This window comes from Blastococcus sp. HT6-30 (assembly GCF_039729015.1).
GTDB lineage: Bacteria > Actinomycetota > Actinomycetes > Mycobacteriales > Geodermatophilaceae > Blastococcus.
The window spans coordinates 951480-969079 of the sequence record NZ_CP155792.1 but is presented as its reverse complement, the minus strand read 5'-3'; the positions used below and the strand labels follow the sequence as shown (position 1 = coordinate 969079).

At 73.6% G+C, this 17600-nt stretch carries 9 protein-coding genes; 4 read left to right on the top strand and 5 right to left on the bottom strand.

Annotated elements, in window-relative coordinates:
- Window positions 1–19 precede the first annotated feature (19 nt).
- On the top strand, window positions 20–391 hold the full coding sequence (locus ABC795_RS04610) for a hypothetical protein (protein ID WP_347059732.1): 372 nt from the start codon (window positions 20–22) through the stop codon (window positions 389–391).
- Window positions 392–439: 48 nt separating this feature from the next.
- Here the strand turns inward: ABC795_RS04610 and ABC795_RS04605 are convergent, their stop codons facing one another.
- Genes ABC795_RS04605 through ABC795_RS04590 form a run of 4 tightly spaced genes read right to left on the bottom strand, consistent with a single transcriptional unit; the run spans window position 440 to window position 8797 of the window.
- Window positions 440–1726, bottom strand: a complete 1287-nt coding sequence (locus tag ABC795_RS04605; RefSeq protein ID WP_347059731.1) for a TIGR02679 family protein — start codon at window positions 1724–1726, stop codon at window positions 440–442.
- Window positions 1723–5919, bottom strand: a complete 4197-nt coding sequence (locus ABC795_RS04600) for a TIGR02680 family protein (protein ID WP_347059730.1) — start codon at window positions 5917–5919, stop codon at window positions 1723–1725. Before ABC795_RS04600 ends, ABC795_RS04605 begins: the two co-directional genes overlap by 4 nt.
- The gene (locus tag ABC795_RS04595) at window positions 5916–7133 is read right to left on the bottom strand and encodes a TIGR02678 family protein (protein ID WP_347059729.1); all 1218 of its coding nucleotides are present in this window, start codon (window positions 7131–7133) and stop codon (window positions 5916–5918) included. The genes ABC795_RS04600 and ABC795_RS04595 overlap by 4 nt, the downstream gene beginning before the upstream one ends.
- Window positions 7130–8797: a TIGR02677 family protein gene (locus ABC795_RS04590; protein ID WP_347059728.1), complete on the bottom strand. Its 1668-nt coding sequence runs from the start codon at window positions 8795–8797 to the stop codon at window positions 7130–7132. Before ABC795_RS04590 ends, ABC795_RS04595 begins: the two co-directional genes overlap by 4 nt.
- A gap of 284 nt (window positions 8798–9081) precedes the next feature.
- Between ABC795_RS04590 and ABC795_RS04585 the strand changes: the two genes are divergently transcribed.
- Together ABC795_RS04585 and ABC795_RS04580 are read left to right on the top strand one after the other, a co-directional pair.
- Window positions 9082–9456 carry a hypothetical protein gene (locus tag ABC795_RS04585; protein ID WP_347059727.1) on the top strand — a complete coding sequence of 125 codons (375 nt, stop codon included), beginning with the start codon at window positions 9082–9084 and terminating at the stop codon, window positions 9454–9456.
- Window positions 9453–10769 carry a hypothetical protein gene (locus tag ABC795_RS04580; RefSeq protein ID WP_347059726.1) on the top strand — a complete coding sequence of 439 codons (1317 nt, stop codon included), beginning with the start codon at window positions 9453–9455 and terminating at the stop codon, window positions 10767–10769. Before ABC795_RS04585 ends, ABC795_RS04580 begins: the two co-directional genes overlap by 4 nt.
- Before the next feature lie 66 nt (window positions 10770–10835).
- Here ABC795_RS04580 and ABC795_RS04575 read toward each other — a convergent pair whose 3' ends face one another.
- Window positions 10836–15881, bottom strand: coding sequence for a hypothetical protein (locus ABC795_RS04575; RefSeq protein WP_347059725.1), 5046 nt, complete (start codon window positions 15879–15881; stop codon window positions 10836–10838).
- 245 nt (window positions 15882–16126) lie between these two features.
- On the opposite strand from ABC795_RS04575, the gene ABC795_RS04570 reads away from it, so the two are divergent.
- Window positions 16127–16852 (top strand): hypothetical protein, encoded by a 726-nt coding sequence (locus ABC795_RS04570; RefSeq protein ID WP_347059724.1) that lies wholly within the window; start codon window positions 16127–16129, stop codon window positions 16850–16852.
- Window positions 16853–17600 lie beyond the last annotated feature (748 nt).

Below are 17600 nucleotides of genomic sequence, written 5' to 3'. Positions count from 1 at the left end.
CCGAGCCCTGGAGGCTCCTGTGTTCTTTCTGCCCACGGACGGCGGCGCGGTGGTCATGGTGTGCGACGAGACCTGCTTCGTCGCGGTGGCCGACCGACTTCCCGCCGTCGAGCCGATGTTCGCGTCTGAGCTCGCTGTGTGCTGTACCTGCTACGCCTGCTCGCTGACCGTTCCGGGGAGCCGGTGCGCATGCGCGTCGTTGGAGGTCAGCTGCAGGCGGCCGTCGTGGCTGCTGACCTCGCAGGCGATCGATGCGCTGGCCGCCATCCAGGACGCCGGCGGCCCCAAGGACATCGACGAGTCCGGGTGGCAGCAGCTGCTGGCTCTGGGTGATCAGTTCTGGATCGGCGGCGTGGTGGCCCTCCTGTGGGTGCGGGATCAGCGGGGCTGAGCAGAACCAGGGTGACTCCCGAACGTCGGACCGCTTCGCGTGCGGCCTTCACAGGAGGTCCTGGAGCAGCGTTGGGAGCAGGGACTCCTCGTGCGCGGCGACCCCGACGTGGCGCATCCGCGCGCCGAGCGCCGGGTCCCACGGGGTGTCGGCCGGCGACCCGGACAGCGCCAGCCCGGTGCCGGGATCGAGTCCGCGGATGGCGTCGTCGTAGTCGGCGGCGCCCATGCGCCACGGCACCGCGCCACGCTGCAGCAGCCGGCCGGTGATGCGGATCCCCGGCCAGTCGAAGTCGCCGTGGTAGGCCACTTCGACGCCGTCGGCGAGGAGTCGCCCCAGCATCTGCAGCCCGGCCGCGGCTGGGTTCCCGGCGAAGCAGACCAGTGGTCCGAGCACGCCGGCCCGGGCCGCTGCCTGCAGCACCTGCGGGTTCTCGCAGGCGTGGACCCGCTGCCCGGCGACGGCGACCGGTTGCCCGGCCATCGCGCGGAGCTCCTGCAGGGTCAGGTGGGTCGCCAGGCCCAGATCGGCCCGCTCTCCCATGAGCGCCGCCCACCGGTGCGGCCCGGGGGGCCGTAGGCCCCAGACCAGGACGGTGCCCGACACCTGGTCTGTGGTCACGCCCAACCGGTCCCACCCGGCGCGGCGCTCGGCGGCCGACGACGGCGCCGGGTCACCGGCGGCCGCCGAGGCCGCGCGGAGCACGAGCGCGGATGCGATTCGGTCGTCATCCAGCCCGTGCGCGTCGCCGGTCACCGCGCCAGCGAGTTCGGCCAGCTCCCGGCGCGGCTCGGTGGGCTCTTCGGCGCCGGTGAGGATCGTGCCGGGCGCCAACTGCTGCAGGGCGCGGACGGCGTGCTCGATCGCGGTGGCGGCGTCGGCGCCAGCGCGGGTCAGCAGCCCGGCGCGGCGGACGCCCTCGAGGTAGGCCGGGACCCAGCCCGCTTCAGCCAGCCCTGCGGCGGCCAGGCCGGCGTCCATCTGCGACCACAGCTGCGCCTGCGCCTGCTGCCGCCGGTCGCGGGTGGCGGCGCGGTCGGTGAGGGGACCGCCGAGCGCGGTCAGCACCGAGATCAGGCCGGAGCCGGCGATGGAGCGGCGCAAGGCCGCGTCGAGGGTCTCGAGCCGGATGCGCGGCCGGCCGGGCCGGACCGGGTGCCCGCCGAGCAGCCCGGATAGCCGGCCGGCGGCGGCGTCGTCCAGGTCGACCGACACGGCGCCGGTGACGGCGAGCCGGTTGCCCTCCAGCCGGCGGCGGACTGCGGTCCACAGCGGGGCGAGGGCGGGATGAGCCAGATAGTCGCGCAGCTGCGGCGGCAGGTCGGCTGCGGTCATCCGGCGGGCCGCAGGTGCCGGACGCGCCCGTCCCAGTACACGTGGGTCGTGACCGCCGGCCTGCCCTCCCGGCGGCGGACCTCATAGATGTCCAGCGCCGGCACCTGCGGATACGTCCCCCACAGCCCGTGCCCGGTCATCGCGAAGTCGATGTCGAGCCGGACCAGCAGCCCCATGAGGACACCGATGGTGCGGTTGTCGACCTTCGCGAAGGCGTCGTCGAGGACGATCAGCCGCAGCGCCCGGGAGGTGTCGGGCAGCCCGGAGAGGTAGGCGTCGACGGCGGCGAACAGGGTGACGTAAGAGACGAACCGCGTCTCGCCCTCGGACAGCTTGGAGCGGCGGCTGATCGTGCGGCGCTGTCCCGCTGCGGGTCCGAGGATCAGCGGCACGACCTCGTGCCAGGCGCGGTAGTCCAGTGCGGCCTTGAGGTGGGTGGCGTACCCGGCGGTCGGGTCGAGGGCGATGTACTCCTCGACGCGGGCGGTGATCAGCTCGATCAGCTCGGCGTCCTGCTCGGGGGTACGCACCTCGCCGGCGAGGGTGACGAGGTCGCGGATGCGGGCCAGCGGGCTGTCGGGCTCGACCGCGAGGTTCCACGTGATCCGTACGCCGATGCCGTGCGAGGTGCGGATGGTGTCCAGGCTGGCGTTCATCGCGTCGATGAGCCCGCTGGCCAGCGCGAGGCGTTGCTGCAGCTCGGCGGCAACCCCGCCGAGGACGAAGTCGGTGAACACGGCCCGTTCCCGCTCGGTCAGCGCCTTGCGGCCTTCGACGGTCCGGCGGCGCAGCATGTCGTGTCCAGAGGCCACGGTGTGCGTGCCGGTGGCGTCGACGAGGTCGAACAGCCACACGCCGCCGGTGTCGGTGGCGAACACGTCGAAGGTGCCCTGCAGGTCGCGTTCGAGGTTCTGCTGTGCGCGCAGCACCGCGGTGGTGTCCACGGCCGCGCCGCTGCTGTCGACCGCGGCCTCCAGGGCGCGGATCGCGGCGTCGACGTCCGCCGGGGTCGTGCCGGCGGGGTCGGCGGCCGGCAGGTCGGGCAGCGGCCGGCCGTCGGCGAGGGCGGCGGTGGCCAGCCCCCGCAAGCCGGCGATGCCGCGGAGGCGGGCGACGGCGGCGGCCATGTCGCCGCGCCCGGCCGCTGCGGACTGCTCGGCGTGCTCGGCGTTGGCCTGGGCGGTCGCCACGCGGCGGCCGAGGTCGTCGGCGGCCTGGTCGGCTTCGCGCAGTGCCGCACAGACATCCTTCAGCTCGGTCTCGGCCGCGGCCAGCCGGTCGCGGATGGTGGTCGCCTCGGCGCCGACGCTGGCGCGCAGCGCCGCGACCTCGGCGTCCGCGGCGCGCCAGGTGCTCCACGCGTCCTCGGCGTCGGTCTCGGCGCGGCGCCGCCGGTCGCCGGTGGCCGCGGCGGCGGCGAGGGCGGCGCCGTGCCGGTCGGCGGCGGCGGCGAGCTCGGCGAGCCGGCCGGCGAGCCGGTGGCAGGCCCGGGCCGCGGTCCCGGCGTCGGTGCGGACCTCGGCGAGGGCCTCGACGTCGGTGGGCAGCCCGAACGCGCGGCAGGCCTCGACGTGCTGGTCGTGGGCGGCGGTCCAGGCGGTGCGCAGCTGCCGGGCGCGGACGCGGGCCGCCTCCGCGGTCCGCTCGTCGCGGGTGGCGCGGGCGTCCGCGGCGGCGGCGTCTGCGCGGGCGCGGGTCAGGGCGGCGCTGCGCGGTGCGGTGCGCAGGTGGGCAGCCAGGGCCCCCCTGCGCTCGTCGAGCTCGGTGCACTCGGCGGCGCGGGCCGCGTCGGCGCGGGTGAGTTCGCCGAGCGCGGCGGCGATCTCCTCCAGCCGCGTGGCGCGGTGCGCGGCCCGCGCGACCGCGCCGATGTGCCGCGCGGACGGCGCGGGGTGGCGGCCGCACAGTGGCCCGTTGCCCCAGGAGCCGTCGTCGGCGATCCACACCGGGTGCCCGTCGTCACCGACGGCGATGCGGTCGAGTACGGCGGTGACGGTGGCCGGATCGGCCGCGCTGCTCGGGTCGGCGACCAGCTGGGTGCTCAGCGGCCGGTCGGCGACCGGTCCGGCGGTGATGAGCAGGACCTGCCCGTCGGCGGCGGTGACCGCGCCGTCCGCGGTGAGCGTCGCGGTGAGCAGCCCGGCGGCGTGCAGCGCGCCCTCGAGTGCTCCCTTGCGGTCGTCGGGCAGCGCGGGGTCGGCGAAGTCCAGCGCCCGCCACATCGGCACGGCGCCGGCCGGCGCGGCGGTCTGCCACGGCGGGTTGGCCGGCTCGGGGTCGTGTTCCCGGCGCAGCTCGTCGGCCTGCGCGTCGAGGTCGGCGCGCAGCCAGTCGGCCTCCTCCTGCCGGTGGCGCAGGTCGGCGCGGGCGTCGGCGAGCCGCTGCTGCGCCGGTCCGGCGGCGGCGTCGGCGGCGCGGTCGAGCTCGGCGACGTCGACCGGGCCGTCGCCGGTCAGGGCCGCGAGGTCGGCCAGCAGCGGCCCGGCGGGAGTGGCGTCCCAGGCGACATCGCCGAGCAGGTCGGTCGTCCGGACGTCGGTGGTCCACCGCCGCCAGGCGTCGGAAAGGGCGGTCGCGGCGGCGTCCCGGGCGTCGGCGGCGGTGTCGGCCTCGGCCGCGGACTCCTCTGCGGCCCGGGCGGCGTCCTCGGCGGCGGTGTCGGCACGTTCGGCGTGGTCCAGGTCGGTGCGCAGCCGGCGGGCGGTGTCGAGCCGGTCACCGGCCTGGGCGGCGCGGTGGTCGGCGGCCTGCTGGACACGCCGGGTGGCGTCCGCGGCGGCGCGCGGATCGGTGGGGGTGACGGTGAGGCGCCTCGGGACCGGGCGGGCGGTGGGCACGGGGTCGGCGTCCGGGTCGGTGCGCACCGGGTCGGTCACCGCCGGGGCGTCGTCAATACGGACGGCGGCGACCGCGGGCAGCACGTCGCCGGCCATGCCGGCGGCGTGCAGGCCGGCCTGCGCCTCCTCCAGGGCTGTCGCGGCGTGCCCGGCGGCCGCGGCGGCTTCCTCGGCGCGGCCGTCGGCGGTGGCGACGAGGGTAGTCTCGTGGTCCCGGGCCGATCCGGCCGACCGCAGCAGGCCGGCGGCGCCGTCCCGCTGGGCGGCCACCCGCCGTTCGACGGCGTCGAGGGCGGCGGCGTCCCGGTAGGCCTGGGAGCCGCGGATGCCGGTGATGGTGCCGTCGAGCGCGTCCTTGCGGTCGGTCAGCTCGGTCAGCTCGGCGGAGGCCTCCGCGTGCAAGGCGCGGAGCCGGGTGTGGGTGTCGGCCTCGCGGCGGGCGTGCGCGGTCGCGGCCCGGGCGCTCTCGGCGGCCTGCCGGGCGTCCTGTCCGGCGCCGAGCAGGACACCGGCGCCGTAGCGGCGGTAGGTGTCGAAGAAGGCGGCGACGTGCCGTTCGTCCTGCTCCAGGGCCTGCTGGGTGGCGCGGGTCTCCGACAGGCCGTCGAGCTGCTGGCCGGCGTCGGCGAGGGCGACCTCCGACAGCGGCGGCAGCGCGTCGGAGATCAGCTCGGGCAGCTGCCCGGCCTCGATGCGGTTGCCCACGTTGGGGTTGCGCAGGACGTGCAGCAGCTGCAGCAGCCCGGCGTACCGCTCCTGGGCGGACTCGCCGGTCAGGCCGAACACCTGGGCGCGGACCCGCTCCCGGTGGGTCTCGGCCTTGTCGGTGATCCGGTCGGCGCCGACGAGCTCGGTGAGCCGCTCGCGGGACAGCGGGTCCCGGTCGGCACCGAGCAGCGGCAGGTCGGTGCCGACCCGCAGCGGGGTGACGAAGTACCACGCCTTTGCCTCGGCGGTGGCCTTCGAGAAGCGGAGGAACGCGCCCAGGGTGAGGTGCTCCCGGCCGCCGCCGTCGGCTTCGCCCTCGAGCTCGAGCCACACATAGCCGGCGCGGTTGGTCTGCTCGCCGGCGCCGTGGCTCATCAGGTCCTCGAGACGGACCTTCTTGGCACCGGTCACGTCGATGTTGCGCCGGTCGGCGTCGAGCAGGAACGGCAGCAGCATCTCCAGCGCGCGGCTCTTGCCGGCGCCGTTCGTGCCTCGCCAGATGATCCGCCCGCCGGAGCAGGTGAACTGCTCGTCGTAGTAGAACCAGACGTTGACGATGCCGCCGCGGTGCAGCCGCCACCGGCTGTCGTACCGCTTGATCGGCATCGCGCCGAGGTCGTCGGCCGGCAGGGGCAGGGTGGCGGTCATGACGTCTCCTGGCTGAACAGGTCCGGCTGGTCGCTGGTAAGGCGGGTCTGGGCGCGGGTCTTCGGCGGGCTCTGCGTGACGGTGGCGCGGTGCCGGGCGGCGGCGGGGTGCAGCACGAGGGCATCGCCGGTGGTGACGGCGAGGCCGATCGCGGTGAGCGTGTCGACGACGTCGTCCCGGAGCCGGTCGGGGTCGGCGACGAGGTCGGCTCCCCAGGCCTTGTTGTGCCGTTCGGCCAGCGTGGCGACGACCTCGCCGACCTCGTCCCACGGGCAGGCCAGGCCGGGCACGGTCCGCCCGTCGACGGTCGCGGTGACCCCGGCCCGCGGGCGGTGCCGGGTGAGCAGCTCGTCGACGGTGAGCAGCGCGGCCTGCCGGACGGTGGCCGCGCCGGGGAACTCCAAGTCGGTGACCTCGCGGTCGGGGTCGTAGGCCAGCGCTCCTTCGGCGCGGACCTCCAGCACCAGCCCGAACGTCTCGTCGAGGACGCGGGCGAGCTCGGTGCGTTCGCGGGACAGCACGTCGCGTTCGGCGTCGGTGAGGTCCTCGCGGCGGACCAGCGGGTTCTCCACCAGCTTGCGCCGCAGGCTGCGGCGGGGCTGCTCCACGACGTCGGGATCGGCGGCCAGCAGGTCGGCGGCGGTGTCATGGGCCAGCGGCCGAGCGAGCATGTGCGGCAGCATCTGCCGGCGGACGCCGAGCAGCGCCTCCTCGTGCCGGTCGGTCCAGCCGGTGACGCTGCCGTCGGTCTCCTCCAGCACGCCCCAGACGATGAGCTGGCGGACCGCGGCGACGAGGTTGCGCTGCTCGGACCAGGTGTCGTCCAGGGTGACCTTCGCGGTGGCGGCGTCGGCCCGGACCTGCTCGATGAGTGCCGAGATGAGGATCTGGTCGCCGGTCTCCGGGGCGAGCAACGCCGCGGACAGCAGCGCCAGGTAGGCGTAGGTGCGGGGCGCAAACTCCCCGCCGGAGGAGCGGCGGGCGGGACGCAGCGGCGCGTCGCCGGACAGGGGGGTCTTGAGCAGCCGCGCGAAGCTCGGCTCGACGTAGAGGGTGTAGCCCAGCCAGGTGGCGAACGTGGTCTTCAGCGCGGCCGCGTGCCGGCGGACCAGCGGGAGGGCCTCGGACTCGCTGGTGAGGAACGGAGCGCGCAGCAGCGCCCGTGCGGCGTCACGGCGTTCGGCGGCATCCCGGGCCGCCATCGGCGCGGTCATCGCCCGCCCGCCGCGACGCCGTCGGTCTCGGTGCCATCCGACCCGTCGCCTTGCGCGCCGTCCTCCCCGGCGCCGTACTCCGGCTCGTAGGCGCCCGCCGCGTCGGCCAGCGGGACGACGGTGAGCGTGAGGCCGTCGACGACGAGGTCACCGTCCTCGGCGCTGATCCGGGTCGACCGGCCTGGACTGGGCACGCCGTGCAGGACGAACCCGAGGTCGGTGTCGGTCCACTCGACCGGCTCGGCGGCGTCCTGCCCGGCGGCCAGCGCCTCCCCGAGCCGGTCGAGGACCAGGTCGCGGGCAGCGGGGTGCAGCCGGCGGCCGTCCAGGCGACCCGCGGCGGTGAGCTCGGCGGCGGCCGCCTGCAGCCGCTCGGCCTCCGCGCGGGCCTCGGCGAGCATCTCCTCCCGGTCGGCGGAGATGTCCGGGACGCGCGAGGTGCGGCCGCGGGCGGCGCGGTCGCCGCGCTCGCGCAGCGCGACCGGCACGTCAACCGGGTCGGCGTCCCACCAGGAGGTGGTCGCGCCGTCGCGGCCACTGCTCTCCTCCGGGCCAAGCACGAGGTGCCGGGCGGGGTAGGCGCCGTAGGTGGCGGCGAAGAGACGGTGCGCGGTGTCGGCGTCGGCCTCGGCGAACCAGCCGGCGAGCTTGAGCAGGTCGGTGCGCCGAGACACCCCGGTGCCGGACGCGGACAGCATCCGCCGGGCGTTGGTCAGTAGCTGGGCGAGGGCCTGTCCGGCGGCGGCACGCAGCTGGTGCGGGCCGGAGCGGCCGCTGCGCCCGTCGTACCAGGCGGCGAACTCCTCCCAGTCCTCACGGCTGCGGCCGGGCAGGCGCTCGGCGGCGGAGCCGTCGGCGTTGGTCAGCGTCGGCTGCGTGTCCAGTGCGGCCAGCACGGTGGGCAGCAGGGGCTCGAGGCGGGCCATCCGGGAGGTCACCGCCGGGGCGTGCCGGGCGACGTCGGCGCTGATCAGCCCAACGTAGTTCAGCAGCAGCTCCTTGAACCCGGCGTACTCGTCGGCGGCGAGGTCGTAGCGGGACAGGACGCCGTTGAGGTAGGCGTAGAAGTCGGTGGCGCTCTCGTTGAACAGCCGCTGCGCGACGAAGAGCGCGGACACCTCGGCGGCGAGGTCGTCAGCGGCCACCGGGGCCGGCCCTTCGGTCAGGGCGATGATCCGGTCGAGGTTGGCGACCATCCCGCCGAGCATCTCGCGGGCGACGTCGCGGACGCCGGTGGTCGCGCGCAGCAGCTCGTCGACCTGCCGGTGCACCCGTCCGCCGAGCTTGGACACCTGGTACCGGGAGCGGGAGCGCATGTAGTCGGCGACGGTGGCGACGCGGGCGTCGCGTACCGACCGCACCAAGTTGCCCCACGCCTCCAGGGACCGGCAGCGGTCCTCGACGTCGTCGGCGGGGACGGCCGTTCCGCGGGCGGTGAGCTGCTCAGCAACCTCGGCGGCGGACAGGTCGGTCAGCAGCGTCTCAGTGAACAGCCGCATGATGGCGATGTACTGCTCACGGATTTGCGGGTCGTCAGCGGTCGCATACCGGTACAGATGGAGCCGATCAAGCTCGTCGCCGTCTGGAGGGTTGCCGTTCGGGTGGCCGTCAGGACTGTCGCCGCCCGCTGCCTCAGTCTCCACACCATCCCTCGCCTTCTGCATCGCTGGCTGCTGCAGCCTCCGGCCCCGGCCGGTTCCGGAGCGGTGGTGGGCGGGAGTGAAGCACGCGACACCGACAGACCAGCCACCTAGACGCACCGGTCGCGATGGGCGCGGGTGTGGTCGGCCTGACGTGGGTGCTCAGTCAGCACCCCGAGCTCCTGCTCACGACCAGGGCTTGCGCCCGTCCGCCACGCCCCCACGGTGACGCCGCGGTGGACGTGAGCCACCCCCGCGGGACAGCGGGGGGGTCGTCCTCCGCGCCGCGGCGACCCATGGAGGGTCCCGTGTCATACCAATCCATCCGCTCGGTCCCGGCGCGGCGGCTCCCCGGAGACGCCGCCCATCGCGACCGCGACCTGCGCCGACTGCTCGCCGTGTGGCGAGCCCTCGGCGCCCGGTACATCGCCGCGCAGGCGCACGGCGGCGCCGATGAGCTGGAGCTCGCCGACGCGCTCGCCGGCATCGAGCACGCTCTGGAGGCCCGGTACCCGGCGGCCTGGCAGGCGCTGCAGGGAGACCTGCACGTCGCCCTGGTCGAGGCCGAGCACTCCGGTGACGCCGTCACACCGTCGTCGGACTGTGTGGTCTGCCGGCGGATCTCGGACGGCCTGCCCATCTCGATCGGGCAGCTGGTTCTGCTGACGGAGGAGGCGCGATGACCGCCATGCCCGTTCAGCGGTCCCGCTCCGGGGGCGTCGCGGTCCACGGCGACGTGCTCGAGATCCAGCATCTGCGGGTCACGCATCCGGAGACGGTCGCGCTCGCCCGCCATGTGCTCGCCGAGCACGGGCCCGCGGCGCTGGCCGACGACGTCGCCACCGCCGTCGTCATCGGGATGATCGCCGGCCGGCTGCAGCGCAGCACCGGCGACACCACCGCGGTGATGGAGCGCGCCCTCGCGGGCTTCGACGAGGCAGTGCGGGCACGCGCGACGGCCACCGTCGCGCAGCTCGATGGCCTACTTGCTCGGGTGGACGCTACCGAAGCCGCCACCCGGCAGGCCGCCACGGACGTGCTGGCCGCGCTCCCCACCCGGATCGAGCAGGGCCTGACCGCCGTACTCGCCGGCGGCGCGGGGAACGTCCGCGAGGCCGTCCGGCAGTCCGTCGCAACGGCGCAGGCCGAGGCGCTGGCCCAGCTCGAACGCGTCCTGCGTTCGCACACCGCCGAGGTGCGCAGCGTCGTCAGCACCGAGAACCCCAGCTCGCCGATCGCGGCGTTGCGCCGGGATCTCACCGCGACCGTCGAGAACACCCGGCGGGAACTGGTCGAAGGACTCGCCGCGGTGCGCGCGCTGGTACAGGCCGATCAGGCCCAGGCCGCCGCGCGCAGCAAGTCCAGTGCCGCGGGGAAGGACTTCGAGGACGCCGTCGCCGACATCGTCGACGAGTGGGCGAAGGCGACCGGCGACTGCGTCGAGCACGTCGGTGCCCACCCGGGAGCCGGCACCACCCGGAAGACCGGGGACGTCGTCGTCCGCGTGCTGTCGTCCGGCTCCAACCAGCCGACGATCGCCATCGAGGCGAAGCGGCGGGCCAGGGCGCTCACCGCGCGTCAGCACCGAGAGGAACTGGCTGACGCCATGCGAGTCCGTCGTGCGCAGGCCGCCCTGGCGGTCGTTCCGACGCCGGACCAGGTTCCGGGGCCAGGCCGATTCCACCGGGTTGACCCGAACGCCTGGGTCGTCTCCGCCGACGACCCTGAGCTGCTCCGGCTGGTGCTCGCCGTCGTCCGAGAGCTCACCCTCCTGGCGACGGCACAGAGTGACGGTGATCCGGCGGTCGATCTGGGTCGGGCCCAGACCGCGATCGGTCATGGGGTCCAGCTTCTGTCCCGTTTCGACGAGGTCACGAAGCACACCGGTGCCGCCGAGCGCGCGCTGACCGGGATCCGCAGCACTGCGGACAGCCTGCGGGCGGCGCTGGCGGCGCAGCTGCAGGAAGCCGCCCGCGCGCTGCGGCCCACGAAGTAGAACGTGGGGGGAGGAGCGACAGCTCCTCCCCCCACGCTCGCGTGCATGCGCACCGCGGCGCAGGCCCTACCCGATCGGCTCCTCGACCCGTTCGTGGTCACGCCACAGCTGGGCCACCCGGGCGACGGAGACCACCCGCGGTCCCATCGACGTGTGCGCAAGAACGGCGTGCAGCTCCCCGCGATCATGGCTCGGGTCGTGGCCGCGCCAGAAGATCTTCTCGGCGTAGATGGTTGTCACCAGCGCGGCGTCCATGGCGGCCAGCGCAGCCTGCAGCGCGCCCTGCCGGACGAAGATGCCCGCCGTGCCTCTGAAGCTGGGCGAATCGGAGGCGAAGGCCACGACCTGCCCATCGGCGCACCACGCGTGCTCGGCCTCGTAGGCGCCGAGACGCAGTCGATCCGCGTCGGCACCGTGCGTCGCGCACCATCCCGCCCGCAGCGCCGTGCACAGTTGGGGCGCCGGTAGGAGCACGGCTCCGTAGTCCCGGTTGGAGAAGTCCTTGTCCGCCCGGTTGGCGCAGGACGCCGTGGCTGGCGCGACCTCGACCGTCGGCCCCCCGACGTCCAGCGTCGTCCAGCCGCCAGGCGTGCCGTACTCGTCGAAGACCTGCTGCAGCAGACGCGGCCACCGCTCGAAGTCGGGATAGCCCTTCAGGAAGGGCGCGTGCGGATGAACCGCCTCCGGTTCCCGGACGTGGTCCCATCGCTGCCGCGCCGCCCAGCCCAGCACGAGGTCGATCTGGGCCGCAGGCACCATCATCGACTTCAAGTGGACGGGCAGCTGCCTGCGGTCCTGCTGCCACGAGGATCCCGCCGCCCCCGGCCGCACCGGTACCCGCCAGGTGTTCGCGAACTCGAGCACGGTCCAGGCATCGCCCTGGCCGTCGGTGACCGTTGCCAGCGCCATGGGGTCCGGCATGTCAGTGGTGTCGCGGAGCCAGTCCTCGTCCGCTCCCCCCACGTGCAGTTCGTGGCGGTCTCCGGCGAGCCACCAGGCATCGCGCCGGACCGTGCTGAGTTGCTGCGCGCGCAGGCGACCGGCCGCGCTGTCCTCCGGCGGCTGATCCCCCCGCAAGGTGGTGGTGGGGTCTAGGTCCTCGACGTACCCGAGCTGCCAGGGGCCGTCGTACGCAACAGGGGCGTCAGACCAGAACTGCTGCACCGTGCAGTGGTCGGCGAGGTGACCGGCGACCTCGAAGAGAGCGATCCACGCGTACTTCTCGGCGTACCGCTCGACCTCCGCGGCACGCCTGCTGCCGACCTGGGCGAGGTTCCGGTCGATCGTGCCGAACTCCTGCCGGTTCCAGCCCAGCTCCAGCACACGACGAGCGATCCAGCGGCCGACGAGGTTGGCATCGGGCCGCACCGGTTGGTCCCGGGCGTTGGCCGCCTGCCGCGCCAGGCGCTCCAGTTCCTCGAGCTGGGGCCGCAGTTCCGCGGGGGCCAGCGGGATGAGCTCCTGCCAGCCGCGAAACCGCCGCCGCGCGTCGGCCTCGCCCAGCGCCGCCTCGACCCGGCGCGCCAGATCCGCGTGCTGCCTCAGCACGGGGTTGAGCTGCTCCAACGTGCGCTTGCGGCGACGGGTCAGTCCGGCGCTCCGCGCGGCCCGCAAGCGACTCTGGCCCGGCAGGACGAAGTCGTCCACCAGGTGCCGGATCGCCTTCTCCTCGAAGTCCATGCCGAACTCGCTCACGGCGGTCAGGTACCGGCTCGGCCGGCGCTCGTATGCGGTGGCCAGTGCACGTTGTGACGGAGCGACGAGCGGCCACGGACTGGAGTACGGAGGCCGCGCCGCCTTGAGGTCCCGGTCGAGGGTCTCGCCGTGGCCGCGCAGCATCGCGTCGATGACTTCGACGGCGGTCCGGGCGTAGTGCCGCAGCAGCAGGTGGGTCGGCACGGCGGCGCCGAAGACGATGTCGAAGACGGCGCGCCCGAGCTCCAGTAGTTCGCCCCGGGCCCCGGTGTCGAGCCGGTCGTGGGACTGGCGCACGGCATGACCGCAGGCGACAGCGACCACGCGCTCGACGACGTACGGGTCGTCTACGCCGTCGAGGCCGCGGATCAGCCGGGTCAGCACCGTCGGGTGACCACTGGTCACGTGCAGCAGCGCCTTCGTGGCGGTGTCCCTGATGCGCCGGTTGGGGCTGGTCAGCAGCCAGGACAAGAGCGTGGCGGTGAGCTCGACGACGTCGGCCCCCACCGTCGAGGGGGACGACCACGCCCAGTCGATCGTGCGGGAGACGGGGTTGCCTTCCTCGTCGGCGATGAACAAGACGTCGCGGGACCAATGCAGGTCCCGCTCGGCGAGGCGCATGCCCCGCAGGGCCCTGTCGAGTCGGTGCACGTTGAGCGGATGGCCGGGCACGCAGGCGACCGTCAGCAACAGGGTCAGCCACTGGGTGGGGTCGATGGCGCGGGCGTCGAGGTATCCCTGCAGCAGCTCGAGGGCGGCGTCGTCGAGCGTGGTCGGGTCGCGCCACACGAGGGTGGCGAAGAAGGCGTCGGCAAGGAGACCGGACAGGCGCTGCTGGTCATCCGTACCCGCGTCGCGGGACGGGTCCAGCTCCAGCAACACCGCCAGTTCGACATCGCGTCGCTCCCCGGTGAGCAACACGAGCGCTTCCAGCAGCCCTCGACGGCGCCACGGGACCCCGCCCGCGCAGAGGTCCAGCACGGCGGCGCGCAGATCGACGTCGTCGGGATGCCGCGCGAGCAGGGCTTCGGCCCGGACGTGGTCGGCCATGCGCTGGTAGGTGAAGCGGATCCGATCGGACGGCTCAGCCTGAGCTCCGTGGCTGACTCGTTCCCGCAGCAGGAGGCCCTCGGCCACCATCGCGTTGAGCAGCGAGCGGCTGGCCCGGGGCTCAGGATGGATGGTCTGGCAGAGATTCCGAGCCGTCTCATACGGCAGGTGCTCGTCGTCTGCCACGAGAAGTACCTCGGCGAGCGCCGTGACCGCGCGCTGCACGATGTGATCGCTGACGTCTCGGTCGAGTCGCTGCGACCGGGACACCGCCTCGTTGGCCGCCGTCAGCAACCCGTCGAAGACCCAGCTGAGACTGACAGCTTCCCGCGGGATGGCATCGTGCCCGCGGGCGCGGACCGACCGGCACAGGCTGCGGAGGAACAGCGGGTTGGTCAGCTCGGGCAGCATGGGTGGGAAGTCCGGCAGGCGCAGCCCGTAGTGGGCGGCGTACCGGTGCAGTGCCTCCTCCTCGTGGCCGGCCAATCCGCGGTGGATCACCTCGGTGACCCTCAACTCCGCAGGCGGAAGGACTTCACGGCGGTAGGTGTCGCGGACGGTGAGCACCACCGCCACCCACGGATAGGCGGCGCAGTCGGCGAGGAATCCAGCCAACTGGTCCCGCCACAGGTCCGCGCCGGCGCCCTCGTTGATCGCGTCGACGATCAGCAGTGCGCGGCCCTCTCCACGCACCCGTGCGGCGACGCTGAGCGTGGCGAGCAGGTCGCGTCCGCTGAGGGCGAGGTCGAGCTGGCCGACCAGCTGGGGCCAGACATTCCCGGCTACCAGATGCTGACCCAGCAGCAGCAGGGTGGGACGTCCGCGGTCCACCCGTCGGCGGGCGCCGTCGGCGACCAGGTGGCTCTTACCGCAGCCGGCGGGACCGGTGAAGAGCAACGCAACCTCTGCCGCGGCCCGAGCCGCATCGGAGGTCAGCAGAGTCCGCGCGTGGACGACGGCGCCCTGGGCTCGGGCAAGGCGTGCCCGGAGCTCGTACAGGCGCCGCCGAGTCTCGGCGTCCGGGTCGTCGGCATGTGCCGTCGACCGGGCGCCCCGCCCCTGGCGGGCGGCGGGGCGCCGCGCCGGAGGCGTCGGGAGAGCGGTGAGCTCCGCCTCGGTCGTCTTGTCGAGCGCGTCGAGTCCACCGGACATCTCGTCGAGACCGGCGACCAGATCGGCGACGACGGTGCCATCGGGCTCGGTCAGCCGTGGGGAGCATGCCCGCAGGGTCTGCGCGAGCGCGGTGGCCGTCGCTGTTGCCTGGTCGACGCCGTTCTCGCGCTCGTCAGCGGCAGCCCCTGCGTCGACCAGCCGGCGGGCCGCCGTCGCGGCCTCCTCGACCGCCTCGACGATTCGGGCGGCGAACGCCGGTGTGCGAGCCACCGCCTCCAGGTAGTCGCCGAGGTCGACGTCGACGTGGACCTCGGGGTCGTACCGCTCACCAAGGTTGGCGATCTCCCGCTCGACCTGGTGGCGGAAGAAGTCGACCGTGAACAGGGTCTCGTCGAAGAAGTAGCGGACGGCGCCCGCGTGTCGGTCGAGCTGCAGCGCCGCCAGCACGTCGCTGTGTCCGAGGTAGACGATCTCGATCGTGCGGCCACGGGTCGCGGCCTCGTCGCGCCACCGCTTCGCGGCGCGGTTCCACTTCTCCAGGGCGCTGATTCGGTTGGGCACCACCGCGGCGCTCCGGTCGATCGGCAGGAGGAAGGCGTACCGGGTGAGAGTGGGGGTGTTGTCCAAGGCGTCGAAGAAGCTCCGGCGCATCTGCTGGAGAGCGGAGTCGTCCAGCTCGTCCAGGTACTTCGCCTGCCACGCCCAGGTGCCGTCACCCCGGCCGGGCGGCGCCGGACAGGAGAACTCGATACCGCCGTCAGGTGCAGCGCGCCTCTCCAGCCGGGTGTGGAGGGGCAGGCGCTCGATGTCCGGCACGAGGAGGTACGTGAGTTCTTCCCACGCCCGGTGCTGGCTGCCCTCGTGCTCACGGATGCGATCGAAGTCGATCCTCGGAAGGGGGTGCTGCACGGGCGTCCTTCGACGAAGGGATGGGAGTCCGCATGATCCTGCTATGCGACGCCCGGTCCTCGTCCAGGTCGTCCCCCGATGGGCCCGTACGTGTCCAGGGGACCGCGCGAGGTCGGCAATGTCGGCGCCGTGGCGCCGGTAGGCGTCCGACCACAGCTTGCGGCTGGTGCCGGCGACCACCTGGTCGGCCGTGATCCCGCCGTTGGCCTCCCGGTCGAACTGCCCGGCCAGCTCGGGGTGGTTCATCAGGCTGTTGGTCACCGACACCTGGAAGCCCCGGCACGCCGGGCACCCGGACTTCATGGCGGTCAGGGGGAACCAGAGCCAACGCGCCACGACGAGCACGCGGTGCTCCACGGCCACACGGCGCTGCAAGCGCCTTGCATCCACGCGGCGTCGATGTCATTCTGTCTCGACGGCGTCTCGTGGACGCCGGTCGCTGACGCCCCGCCCGCAGCGACGAACCCGGCGGCTGCCGAGCACGAGAGCACTCAGCATGCGTAGACCTTCATCCTTTCGTCCCGGCTCGCAGCCGTGGCGTAGGCGGGGACGCTCGACGGCGCGAGCAGGCGGACCGAGAGGCCACACCCATGTCCCAGCACGACCAGCACGACCTGAGCCGTCGTAGCAGCCGGCTCACCCACCAGCAGCGGCTCGCCCGTGCGATCAAGGAGATCAACGGCAGCGGCCTCCAGCGCGCCCTGCAGCTGGTCACCGACGCCGCCAACGCTGGCAAGCTCGCCGGCCCGCTCGACTCCGACGGGATGCTGCGGGCGGTCAACACGCTGCTCGGCCACGACTGCGACAGCACGTCGGCAGGCCCGTCGATGCCCGCCCAGCTCCGCAGGTCCCCAGCTGTGCCGAGCACGGATAGTCCGCAGCCGGTGGAGCCGACGATCGAATGGTCGTGTGAGCTCTGCGAGACGGTCGTCACCGGCGAGGACGGCGGCCTGCGGATGCCCAGCGCGGAGCTATCGCGGTACAAGCGCGAACTGGATGCCTTCGAGGAGGCGCGGGAGCGCAGATGGGCCCAGGAGGAGCACGGCCTTCGCTTTTACAGCCCCAACGACCTGCCGTCCCGCGCCCACTGGCTCGTCATCTGCCACAGCTGCCACGGCAAGCACCAGCGCTGGCAGGAGGGCCTGGACGACTACACCAACCGCTACGACGGGTACAACATCCAGGTCGGTCGGATCGACACGCCCATCAAGCTGCTGCGCTGGACCAGCCACCTCATGACCAAGGACTGGCTGGCCTCCACCGACTGGCACCGGCTGCTTGCTGCCAAGACCGGCGGCGACGACCTGCGCCTGTAGGCGAGGTGAGCGAGGGTGCCGCGACAGCGCTGGTTGCACCCTCGCTCACCACAATCACCTTGCACCTGCGCACAGAGGCGCTGTCGGCACGGGCCGCCAGGGCTGAAGAGACGCTCGACGGAGTGAGAGTGGGTGCTCCCATACGAAGTACGGCCAGGCTCCTTCGAGCCTGGCTGTACTATCCGTGGGTCATTCGTAGTGCCGACCGCGTGCGTTTCGCACGCGGTCGGCCCCAGTGGAGCTGAGGGGACTCGAACCCCTGACCCCCACACTGCCAGGCCGACCTGATCGCGTTCGCGGGCGTCCGCCGAAGTGCACAGCGGGCCCCTGAGCAGGAGATTCACGCTGGTCCGAGACGAGTGCGGACCTTGGTGAATGGCCACGAATTCACCGCGACTGCAACCAGAACTGCCACCACCCGGAGCCTCCTCCGCATGGTTGCGCTTGGCCTGCGGAGCGGGCGGTAGCCCCGATACAGGATGTGGCGGAAGGGGTCTTCAAGCGGAGGGGGGCCCGGATGCGGATCCCGTGGGTACCGTGACCGCCTCACTACGTAGGGAGAAGGCCATGGGCAACGGGGCGCGCTCCCCGAGGGAACTCGAAGACTTCCTGGAGCTCATCGAGCGGCACAGCGTGACCGTTGGAACCGTCAAAGCTGGCGCCTGGGACGTCTCTACCAGCCACGGCCGGCTTGTCGCCAGAATGCTCGGGGCCGTGAGCCGAGCCGAGAGCGAACGCACCGGCGAGC